Origin of the sequence: Pusillimonas sp. MFBS29, assembly GCF_020687695.1 — a bacterium.
Lineage (GTDB): Bacteria > Pseudomonadota > Gammaproteobacteria > Burkholderiales > Burkholderiaceae_B > Pusillimonas_C.
Genome location: NZ_JAJEWL010000005.1, coordinates 252,254 through 263,525, shown reverse-complemented (window position 1 = coordinate 263,525; position 11,272 = coordinate 252,254). Strand labels below are relative to the sequence as shown.

The 11,272-nt window shown below is 56.7% G+C and carries 10 protein-coding genes; 7 read left to right on the top strand and 3 right to left on the bottom strand.

The features are described from left to right. Entirely contained in the window at positions 1-519 is a 519-nt protein-coding gene (locus LKR43_RS09680) for a histidine phosphatase family protein (RefSeq protein ID WP_227683847.1), read from the bottom strand. Between the two features lie 210 nt (positions 520-729). Here LKR43_RS09680 and LKR43_RS09675 point away from each other — a divergent pair, with 210 nt between their 5' ends. Next, positions 730-1,770 (top strand): acyltransferase, encoded by a 1,041-nt coding sequence (locus tag LKR43_RS09675; protein ID WP_227683846.1) that lies wholly within the window; start codon positions 730-732, stop codon positions 1,768-1,770. Here the strand turns inward: LKR43_RS09675 and LKR43_RS09670 are convergent. Continuing rightward, the gene (locus LKR43_RS09670; RefSeq protein ID WP_227683845.1) at positions 1,755-2,969 is read right to left on the bottom strand and encodes a PLP-dependent aspartate aminotransferase family protein; all 1,215 of its coding nucleotides are present in this window, start codon (positions 2,967-2,969) and stop codon (positions 1,755-1,757) included. The two genes, LKR43_RS09675 and LKR43_RS09670, sit on opposite strands and share 16 nt — an antisense overlap. 148 nt (positions 2,970-3,117) lie before the next feature. On the opposite strand from LKR43_RS09670, the gene LKR43_RS09665 reads away from it, so the two are divergent. From LKR43_RS09665 to LKR43_RS09640, 6 genes are all read left to right on the top strand, one after another. Continuing rightward, complete coding sequence (locus LKR43_RS09665) at positions 3,118-3,879, top strand: GntR family transcriptional regulator (protein ID WP_370632087.1); 762 nt, start codon at positions 3,118-3,120, stop codon at positions 3,877-3,879. A gap of 2 nt (positions 3,880-3,881) precedes the next feature. Beyond that, positions 3,882-5,177, top strand: a complete 1,296-nt coding sequence (locus tag LKR43_RS09660; RefSeq protein ID WP_227683844.1) for a malonyl-CoA decarboxylase domain-containing protein — start codon at positions 3,882-3,884, stop codon at positions 5,175-5,177. A gap of 11 nt (positions 5,178-5,188) precedes the next feature. Further along, a complete protein-coding gene (locus LKR43_RS09655) occupies positions 5,189-6,721 on the top strand; it encodes a malonyl-CoA synthase (protein WP_227683843.1) in 1,533 nt (510 codons plus the stop codon). 111 nt (positions 6,722-6,832) lie between these two features. Then, positions 6,833-7,825, top strand: a complete 993-nt coding sequence (gene dctP / locus LKR43_RS09650) for a TRAP transporter substrate-binding protein DctP (RefSeq protein WP_227683842.1) — start codon at positions 6,833-6,835, stop codon at positions 7,823-7,825. A gap of 80 nt (positions 7,826-7,905) precedes the next feature. Then, positions 7,906-8,394, top strand: a complete 489-nt coding sequence (locus tag LKR43_RS09645) for a TRAP transporter small permease subunit (protein WP_227683841.1) — start codon at positions 7,906-7,908, stop codon at positions 8,392-8,394. Next, positions 8,391-9,707 (top strand): TRAP transporter large permease, encoded by a 1,317-nt coding sequence (locus LKR43_RS09640; protein WP_227683840.1) that lies wholly within the window; start codon positions 8,391-8,393, stop codon positions 9,705-9,707. The genes LKR43_RS09645 and LKR43_RS09640 overlap by 4 nt, the downstream gene beginning before the upstream one ends. A 9-nt stretch (positions 9,708-9,716) precedes the next feature. Here the strand turns inward: LKR43_RS09640 and cls are convergent, their stop codons facing one another. Next, on the bottom strand, positions 9,717-11,174 hold the full coding sequence (gene cls / locus LKR43_RS09635; protein ID WP_227683839.1) for a cardiolipin synthase: 1,458 nt from the start codon (positions 11,172-11,174) through the stop codon (positions 9,717-9,719). Positions 11,175-11,272: the final 98 nt, after the last annotated feature.

Below are 11,272 nucleotides of genomic sequence, written 5' to 3'. Positions count from 1 at the left end.
TCAGTCGCCGATCGAGGCAGGCGTCTCGAATCGTTCCAGTCGGCCGCTGCCTTCAGTGATGTCTGCCCAGCTTTCTGTCTGGAAATCTATGACTGCCAGACCTGAGGTGGGGTAGCCGCGATCAAGACGCGCCAGGGCGGGAGACTGCGATTCGGTGTTGATCAGGCTGTATGCCACTTCGGTGAAGCCGGGGTTATGGCCTATCAATAACAATACCTGTGCAGTGTCGTCCGCTTCGCGAATGACGTTCAATATATTGTTTTTTGGGGCTTCGTAGATACGGGCGTCGTTGCTTTTCCTGATGCCGGACGGAAGCGCAGTTGCCACCAGCTCCCAGGTCTGTTGGGTACGTTTTGCCGTAGAAACGATGACACTGTCGGGGATCAGCCCTTCAGATGCCATGTATCTGGCCATTTCCGGGCCCTGGCGTTGCCCGCGTCTGGCCAGGGGGCGTTCATGATCGGCTACGCCATCGGGCCAGTCGGCTTTGGCATGGCGCAGCAGCATGAGTCGGCGCATATCGTTAATTCCTTGCATCGAGTTCTATTTGGTAAGCCATTCTAACGGACTGCCTGACGAATGCGCGGATGTAGTGAAGCGCAATGAGTTGTTAACTGACAGGGGAAAACCCGATATCTGCTAACACTTGGCAAAGAGTCGAGAAAGCTCATTGCATACGCCGGGATGAGGCGTGCTAACTCTAGGACTGTTCCAATACATGGAGTCTGCATGTCACAGGCCGGAAACAGTACCTTCAGCACAGCCATGGACACGGCCAGGGTAGGGGCGTGCTTTATGGTGGTGCTGCTGCACGCAGCGGCCGTCAATTTCGCCGTTTTTGATGAGCAGTGGTGGGCCAGCAATTTTTATGACTCCCTTACGCGCAGCTGCGTGCCGATTTTTCTGATGATCACCGGCGTTCTGCTGCTCGGCAGGCAAGAGTCCATGCCCGTTTTCTTCAGGAAGCGCTTTGCGCGCATCTTGCCGCCGCTGCTGTTCTGGTCGCTGTTCTACATGATCTGGAATACCTGGGAAGGCGAGCGCTATGGCGCCTGGTACGACTGGATCAAGGAATTGCTGAACGGGCCGGTCACGTTTCACTTGTGGTATCTGTACGCAATCGTGGGCATCTATTTGTTCGTGCCCTTTTTGCGGAAAATATGGCATGCCACGCTGCGGTCCGAAAGGCGGCTTTATCTGATATTTTGGGCAGTGGTGTGTGCCTGGCCCACCGTGCGGGAGGTGCTGCACATAGAGGCTGATTTGCTGAAGGTCTATGGTGCCGATTCTTTCTTTGGGCTGGTTGGCTATTTATTTCTGGGGGCCTACGTGCACGAGGCCTATACCGAACATCCCGACAAGCGCAGATACTGGTTTGGCAACGTGGTGCTGTTCCTGGTGTTCAGTGTTTTGACCATGACGGCCACTTACACTTATTCGGTGGCTACAGGCACGCCCCAGACCTTGTTCTACGATTATCTTTCGCCATTCGTGCTGGCTTCGTCGGTGTGTGCCTTCAATGTTCTGTACGGTTTGGGCACGAAGGCGGGGGAGTACGCGGGGCCCGTCAACAAGGTCGCTGCATGCACCCTGGGCATTTACTGCATCCATATCTTTGTTTTGAGCATCATGGGCAATGCGACCGGCCTGACCAATGCGGCGGCATCGTCATGGTGGGCGATACCGTTTACCGCTGTTTGCGTTTTTGCCGTGTCGCTTGCCATGATTATGGTGCTGCGGCGTATCAGGCCCTTTCAGTTCGTGACCTGAGGCAAGGCCTGCGACAAGTCTTGCTTCAGGTCGTCTATGTGCTCGACGCCGACCGACATGCGCACAAAGTTGGGCTCTATGCCTGCCGTTTGCATCTGCGCTTCAGTCATGGTGCCCGACCACATTGCAGCCGTATGCACGGCGAGCGTTTCGACGCCGCCCAGGCTGACCGCATGCGTGGCAAGCTTCAGCCCGGATACGAAGCGGCTCGTCGCATCAAAACCACCCTTGACCGAGAATGCAATGACGGCGCCAAAGCCGCGCATCTGCTTCAGGGCAAGATCGTGTTGCGGATGGCTTTCCAGCCCGGGATAAAACACGCGCTCTATCTGAGGCTGTTGCTCGAGCCACTGTGCCAGGGCCAGGGCATTGGAGTTGATACGTTCCATCCGCAAGGAAAGGGTGCGCAGGCCGCGCAACAGCAGCCAGGCGTCCATGGGCGACAAGACCGAGCCCAGCGTAGTGTGCATGTCCCATATTTTTTCGGCGTGTGCATTGCTGCAGCAGATGGCTCCGGCGGTGACGTCGTGATGGCCTCCAAAGTATTTGGTTGCACTGTGCAGGACAATATCTATGCCCAGGTCATGGGGCTTTTGGTTAATGGGCGAGGCAAAGGTGTTGTCGGCAATGGTAATGATGCCTTTGGGCTGTGCCATGCTGGCCACGGCCTGCAGATCGGTCAGTGCAAGTGTCGGGTTGACCGGTGTTTCCAGCATGATCAGACGGGTATTGGGCTTGATGGCGGCCGCCATGGCGTCAAGATCAGTCTGGTCGACAAACGTGGATTCCACCCCGAAGCGTGGCAGGATTTCTTCGAACAGCCTGGACGTGCTCATGTAGTGGCGGCGCTGGGCGATCACATGATCGCCGCGCGCGACCAGTGCCAGGATGGTCGTGCTGATGGCCCCCATGCCCGACGCGGTAAGCAGGGCGGTTTCAGTCCCTTCCAGTTCAGCCAGGATAGCTTCCACGCGTTTGTGCACCGGATTCCCGTAGCGCGTGTAGAAGCCGGGATGACGCGCGGTGGTTGCCATTTCGGCAAACTCTTGCGCGCTTTCAGCCTTGAATGTGGCGCTGTAATGAATGGGAGGACACACCGCACCGTCGGTCGATAGCCAGGCGTCGCCATGCAATATGGCGGTTTCAGCGTGCCAGTCTTGTGGCGCTGGTCGGGTAGGCGGGCTTGCGGCGTCCTTCATTGCGGGGATCCTTGTCAAAGTGAAAGAAATGGGTCGTGTGAACGCGCACCCATGCGATTTATTCCGGACACCAGTTTAGACCTTCCTAGGGTTATCAATAGGAATTTGCTTATTGCCTTATGGGCAGATTTCGCCATAATTATGAATTATGAGCAACGGCAGTTGGTCTGAAGTGCTCATTGCAAAGGGGCGTGCCTTGGGTAATCGCATTGTTCAACAAGTGCTTTATCTGGAAGTTGCCGACCGGCTGCGTGCCATGATCGAGTCGCGCGAGCTCCAGGCGGGTGCCTGGATAGATGAAGTGCGCATGACTCAGGAATTGGGCATTTCCCGTACACCGCTGCGCGAAGCCCTGAAGGTGCTGGTGGCCGAAGGCCTGCTGCGCCTGGAGCCCCGTCGGGGCTGTTTCGTCAATCAGCTCGCGCCTCGCGACCTTGACGATATCTTTCCACTTATGGCCATGCTCGAGGGGCGCTGTGCATATGAAGCAGCCCGCAAGGTCACTGACGATGACCTGGAACGGCTCGAGCCTTTGCATCAACAGCTTCAGGCGCGTGCCAGGACCGGCGACATAGACCAATACTATGCGACCAATGCGCTTATACACGAAGCCATACAGGCGCTGGCCGACAATCGATGGCTGTCGGATCTGGTCGATAATCTGCGCAAGTTGCTCAGTCTGTCCCGACATCAAAGCCTGGCTTATCCAGGCCGCATTCAGGAATCCTGTGCAGAACATCTGGCAATTTTCGCGGCCCTGAAGGCACGTGACCCGGACGGCGCCGAGGCGCTGACACGCAAACATCTGATGCGCCAGCTCGAGGCGCTGCATGCGTTGTCAGCCCAGGATGTTGCCGCCCTGACGGGTAGTACGCAGCCTTCATCTGCCCTACAAGACTCAGGAGTTTGATCATGAAGGTTACCGATACGCCCAAACAAGAGAATGCAGTCAGTGTGGTGGAAACCGAGGGCAATCACGAAGAGACGGCGGCCCAGGGCCTGATTGCACGCCTTAGCCGCTGGCTCGATCGCGATGCCGTGCCAGCTCCCCTTGAGGTGCTGCCCTTGTTCTCGGCGCGCATGACCGACGTTTCTGCCAATCGGCTGGCCAAGCAATGGAGCGCTCGCTATCAGGCAGCGGACCCCAAGGAGCGTCGGTCCATGCTCGCTGCCCTGGCACAAACCAGTAACGGCCTTGAGCCTCGTGAAGATCAGGGGCTACGCATGTTCAGGCGCCTTTATGCGCAGGCCGAAAGTCTTGATCTGCTGGTAGAACTGCGCGCCGATATGTTGCGATGGCGTAAACAAGTGGCCGGGCTGAGCGTGCTCGAACGCGAGCTTGAAGGGCTGCTGTGCAGCTGGTTCGATGTGGGCATGCTGGAACTGCAACCCATTACCTGGGATTCGCCTGCGTCGTTGCTTGAAAAACTCATACAGTACGAGGCTGTGCACGAAATACGTTCCTGGGAAGAACTGAAACACCGGGTTGCCGATGACCGGCGCTGCTACGCGTTTTTCCATCCCCGCATGAGCGGGGTGCCCCTGATATTCGTCGAGGTCGCATTTGCGGCGCAAATGGCGGGAAATGTGCAGGTACTGCTTGATCCTCAGGCTCCACCTGACGATACCAGCAAGGCACGCTGGGCTATTTTTTATTCCATTTCCAATACGCAGCCTGGCCTGCGCGGTATCAGTTTCGGCAACTTCCTGCTTAAAAGAGTCATAGACGAGCTGTTGCGCGAGTTGCCGCGCCTGAAGTCATTTGCAACGCTGTCACCCATGCCGGGCTTTGCCGAGTGGCTGGGCAAGCAAGATGGCAAAGCCATGCAGGAACTGTTAAGCGACAAAGCCGACAAGCTGCAGGCCCAGGACGATCCCGAGGCCGGACTCAAGTGGGTGGACAAGCTCAGGTCGGCGGCGGCCGGGCAGGTTTCTGATGCGGTACAGCGCACTGGCTTGCGGCTTGCAGTGCATTATCTGAAAACCATGAAGAACGGACAACCACTCGATCCCGTCGCGCGGTTTCATCTGGGGAACGGGGCGCGCATAGAGCGGCTTAACTGGGCGGCCGACTGCTCTGCGAAAGGCATGGAGCAGTCCTGCGGTGTAATGGTCAATTATTTGTATGAACTCGATCAGCTTGACGATAATCTGGCCCAGCTTGCTGCGGGCAAGCCCAGGTTAGGCATGAATCTAAGATGGCGATAAGGAGATTGAAGGTGGAAGGAAACGCCAATTTGTATGCGTTGCTGGCTGCGGGCTTCCCGCAGGATCGCCAGCAGGTGGCCATAGAAACCCCGGAGCAAACCTATAGCTGGAACGACATTGAAGCCCTGAGCGGGCGGCTGGCCTCACTGCTGCATGCCTTGCACCTGCCAGCCGGGGCCCGGGTCGCGGTGCAGGTTGAAAAATCGCCCATGGCCCTGATGCTGTATCTGGCAACGATACGTGCCGGCCTGGTTTACCTGCCATTGAACACGGCGTACAAGGCTGCCGAGGTCGAGTATTTCCTGACCGATGCCGAGCCGGCCATGATCGTGTGTGACAGCAAGAATCTGGATTGGGTAAGCGAACTGGCAGAAAAAACGGGTACGGCGCATGTTCATACCCTGGATCAGGATGGCAATGGCAGCCTGGCAGTCGCCGCCGCCAGTCAAGGCGATCAGTACCAGACCGTAACCAGCCAGCCCGACGACCTGGCAGCCATTCTTTATACCTCAGGCACTACCGGGCGCAGCAAGGGGGCGATGCTGTCGCATCGCAACTTGTCTTCCAATGCCCAGGTCCTCAAAGAGTTCTGGGGCTGGCGCCCCGACGACGTCTTGTTGCACATGCTGCCGATTTTTCATGTGCATGGCTTGTTCGTTGCTTCGCATGGCGCCTTGCTGGCCGGCGCAAAAATGATCTGGCTGCCCAGGCTCGACATTGACCAGGCGCTGAAGTACCTGCCCGAAAGCACAGTAATGATGGGCGTGCCTACCTACTATGTGCGTTTGCTTGCCGATGCGCGGTTCACAAGTGAAGTCTGCCGCAATATGCGTTTGTTCATATCGGGGTCGGCGCCGTTGCTCAAAGAAACATTTGACGATTTCAAAGCCCGTACCGGTTTCACCATACTTGAACGCTACGGCATGAGCGAGACCATCATGCTTACATCCAACCCTTGCGACAGCGCGTTGGGCGAACGTCTGGGTGGCACAGTAGGTCAGCCCTTGCCAGGCGTTTCGATACGCGTTGTCGACGACAGCGATGGCAGCGTTCCAGCGGGCGAAATCGGCAATGTCCAGGTAAAGGGCCCCAACGTTTTTTCGGGATACTGGCGCATGCCTGAAAAGACGCGCGAAGAGTTCACTGCCGACAAATGGTTTCGCACTGGTGATGTCGGGCATTTTGGCGGCAAGAACGTACCCGAAAATTATCTGACCATTGTGGGTCGAAGCAAGGACCTGATCATTACTGGTGGATACAACGTATATCCAAAAGAAATCGAACTGGTCATAGATGCCTTGCCGGGTGTGGATGAGTCTGCCGTAATAGGCGTTCCGCATCCCGACTTTGGCGAGGCGGTCGTCGCGGTGGTGGTGCCGCGCGCCGGGCAAACCCTCGATCCGGAGGCATTGATCAATATCTTGAAAACACAACTAGCCAATTTCAAGGTACCCAAGCGTATGCATGTTGTTGATCAACTGGTACGCAACACCATGGGCAAGGTGCAAAAAAACGTATTGCGTCAGCAATACAAAGAGCTGTAACGACAGGGCGACAACAGGAGGTCTTTAATAACTTCGTCCGGAAAGGAAGTACAAGCAGCAAGGCAACTCGCACATATAGCAAGCAGTCCTTCAATAATTCAGGAGACAAGCATGAAAAGCCTATTCAGTATCGTAGCTGTAGCCGCCGCAATGGCGGCCGCAGCACCCGCATCCGCGCAAACTACACTGCGTGCGTCGCACCAGTTTCCGGGTGGCCAGGGCGATCCCCGCGACGAAATGGTGCAGATTATCGCGCGTGAGGTTGCAGCAGCTAATGTAGGCCTGACCATCCAGGTCTTCCCCGGTGCGTCGTTGTACAAGGCAACCGAGCAATGGGGTGCAGTCACTCGCGGTCAGCTTGATATGTCCGCCTTCCCCCTGGATTACGCCTCGGGCCGCGTTCCACAGTTCTCGGCCACGCTCATGCCCGGGCTTGTCCGTAACTATGACCACGCCCAGCGGCTCAATCAGTCTGATTTCATGAAGGATATCAAGGCCCTCGCCGAGGACAAGGGAGCCATTGTCATTGCAGATGCGTGGCTGGCCGGAGGTTTTGCATCCAAGGAGCACTGCATTACCAGCCCCGACACCATAAAGGGCCAGGTCATACGCGCTGCCGGTCCGGCATTTGAGCAAATGCTGGCTGCGGCCGGTGCCTCAATCTCTTCCATGCCGTCGTCTGAAATCTATACGGCCATGCAGACCGGCGTGCTCGATGCCACCAATACATCGAATGACAGCTTTGTTTCGTACCGGATCTACGAGCAGGTCAAATGCCTGACCGCGCCGGGAGAAAACGCACTGTGGTTCATGTACGAGCCCGTCATCATGTCCAAGAAGGTCTACGACGGCTTGAAGCCAGAGCAGCAGAAGGCCATCATGGCAGCAGCCAAGAAGGCCGAGGAATACTTTACGGCCGAGTCGCGTAAGGGTGAACAGAAGATGATAGACACCTTTACCAAGGCCGGTGTCGAGGTGGTCAGCATGAGTCCGGAAGACTTCAACGCCTGGATGGAAGTGGCCAAGGCTTCGTCCTACAAGAACTTTTCAGAGAAGGTCAAGGGTGGCGACGAGCTCTTGAACAAGGCGCTGGCTGTCAAATAGCCTCCCGCTGAAGGCATCCGGGCAGGTCGCAGCCTGCCCGGGCATGCCCGACGGTTCAAGTCTTCATAACAAGGATTTCTATGGCCCTAAGATTCATCAGCCTGGTTCAGGCGCTATCGCGTGCTTGCGGCGTACTGTCTGCCCTTCTGCTCAGCTTCGCAATGGTCGTGGTCTGCCAGATGATACTGATGCGCTATGTATTTCGTGCGGCAACCATCTGGCAGACCGAGGCCGTGGTTTTCAGCGCCACCGCCGCAATTTTTCTCGGTGCTCCCTACGTGCTGCTGACGAAGGGGCACGTAGGCGTTGACTTCATTCAAATGATAGTCAAGCCACGTACCCGCAGGGCCATGGACAAGGTCGGTGCCATACTCGGCATGATGTTTTGCATGGTCATGTCCGTTGCCACGGGCATTCACCTGTTCGAAGCCCTTGAAGGAGGGTGGACAACGCCCAGCGTCGCGGCGGTTCCGCTGTGGATGCCTCTGACACCCATGGTGATAGGGTTTGTCTTGCTTACGCTGCAGTATCTGGCAGAAATCATCAAATTATCCGGAGAGCCATCATGACCCCAGCAATTGCGGGATTGGCGCTAGTTATCGGGCTGTGTGTGATGCTGGCCACCGGCATGCCGATTGCCTTTGCATTGGGGCTGGCGGCGATTGCCGGCTTGCTTCTTGACATGGGGCCAGACGTTATCTATGTGATTGCCGAGACCATGTTTGCGGGAATTGGCAATCTGGCGTACGTGGCGATTCCCATGTTTGTGCTGATGGGGGCCATCGTTGCAGGCACCCCTGCAGGAGGAGATCTGTACAAGGCGCTGGATCGCTGGTTGCACAAGGTGCCGGGCGGCCTGGTGTTGTCGAATATTGGTGCTTGTGCCATTTTTTCGGGCATGACCGGCTCCAGCCCCGCGACCTGCGCTGCCATAGGAAAAATGGGTATTCCCGAGATGCTCAACCGTGGCTATCCCAGTTCTGTCGCCACCGGTTCGATTGCAGCGGGCGGTACCCTGGGCATATTGATACCGCCCTCGGTCACCATGATCGTGTACGGGATATCCACGCAAACGTCGATCGGCCGTTTGTTCCTGGCCGGGGTCTTGCCAGGCATTATGCTGACGCTTATGTTCATGGCATGGGCCCTGATCGACGCCCGCAGAAAAGGCTTCCGCTTCCAGTCTTCGTCGTTGCACTACACCTTGAAAGACAAGCTGGCCACATTACCGCGCGTACTGCCCTTGTTGCTTATTATTGCCGGCATGCTGTTTGTGCTTTACGGCGGGGTGGCCACGCCATCGGAAGCGGCCGGTGCGGGCGCTTTTCTGACCCTGGCGGTCGTGATCATTGTGTATCGCCTGTTCAAGATCAAGCCTTTCGTGGGTATTTTTGGATCGGCCATGCGCGAAAGTGTCATGATCATGATGATCATGGCGTCTGCCGAACTTTTCGCCTTTGCCTTGTCCTCGCTGTACATCACCCAGTCTCTGGCCACCGCCATTGCCGCGCTTGAAATCAATCGCTGGGCATTGATGGGGCTGATCAACGTCTTCCTGCTGGTGTCGGGCATGTTCCTGCCGCCGGTGGCCATTATCGTGATGTCTGCACCCTTGCTGTTCCCCATCATCACGCAGGCCGGCTTTGATCCGTACTGGTTTGCCGTCGTACTGACGATCAACATGGAAATCGGCCTGATTACGCCGCCCGTGGGCCTGAATCTGTTTGTGATCAATTCCATCGCGCCAGATGTACCAACGCGGGAAATTCTATGGGGTTCCTTGCCCTACGTGCTGGTCATGATGCTGGGCATACTGCTGCTGTGCGTGTTCCCTGAAATCGTGACTGTATTGCCCGAGTTGATCATGGGGCCGGCAATCTAGCGCCGCAGCTTATAAGTAAGGGCTGGCCAGCCATATGACCCGGTTACGCAAACGCTTGCGAAACGGGATGGCGGCCAGCCCTTCCAGTGTCACGGCGTCGGCATCTTCAATCTGATTGTCTATCAGCGTCTCGATTTCCTGGGCGAGCCCGGTGCTGTAGACCTCCATATCCAGTTCAAAATTCAGACGCAAACTGCGCGGATCCATATTCGATGAACCCACGTATGACCAGGCGCCGTCTATGGTGATGAGCTTGGAGTGGTTGAAAGTGCCGCGTGTGCGCCATACCCGGCACTTATTGCGTATGACCTGATCCAGCTGTGCCGTCATGGCGTAGTTCACCAAGCGCAAATTATTGCGTCCCGGAATAACAATGTCTACGGTTATGCCGCGCCTGGCAGCGGTATTGATCGCGCCAAGCAGGACCTGGTCGGGCAGGAAATAGGGCGACTGTATGCGTATGTGCTTTTGTGCTACGGCAAAAGCGCCCAGCAGCATATTGTGCGTGCCGACAATATAGCGATCGGGGCCGGATCGTATGGCCCGTGCCGGCACTTGCGGCATGGGTGCACCCCGTGTGCTGCCACACCAGCTTTTGAAAGGCAGGTTCTCTTTGGTGGTGAATTCCCAGTCGTGCACAAATACTGACAGCAGCTGCAAGACCACAGGGCCTTGAACCCTGAAATGAGTGTCACCGCAGGTTTCCGCGCCGGCGATGGATGTCAGGAACTCCTCGCGCACGTTCATGCCGCCTGTAAATGCCACGGTGCCGTCGACTACCAGGACCTTGCGGTGACTGCGCAGATTTGCATAAGGCATGCGCATGAAGCCCAGGGGATTGGTCATGAACAAGGCAACCGGTATGCCTTTCTTGCGCAAAAGCCGGGTAATGGGAGGGCGGGAATACTTCGAGCCTATGGCATCGATCAGTACACGCACCTCGACGCCACGCTCGCGGGCTCGCGCCAGTGCGTCGGCTATCTGTCGTCCGACACTGTCGTTATCAAAGATATAGCTTTGCAGGGCAATGGATTCCTGTGCCTGTTCTATGGCCGCGATCATGGCCGGGTAGGTCTGGTCGCCACCCTGAAGCATCTGAATGTTGTTGCCGTTGCATAAGGGAAAGTGGCTGACACGATCGCCCAGCACATGCAGTGATTCAAATTGAGGCGGCGCAATGGCGCCGAGATTGGCCAGCGCAAGGTCGTTCTCGCTGGCGTCGTGCTTAAGGCTTTTGTTGCGTTGTTCGGAAATGTGATCGTGGCGTATGCGATTGATGCCCGCTATCAGATAAATGAAAGGGCCCAGCAAGGGCGACATCATGATGATGCCGACCCAGCCTATGGCGGCACGCACGTCGTTCTTGGTCATGGCGGCGTGAACCGCTGCCGTGCCCCCCACCACAATACTTAGCAGCAGCGCCAGGTGCGGCCAATATTCCGAAGCCAGATATTCCAAATAGGCCATGTCCATAAAACCAGCCATTCCTTACAGGGGAGATCAATGTCCAGCCTTGGGCTGTACAGGGCGTCTGATTTGCGCGGCGTTCGAGCCAGTGCAAGTAT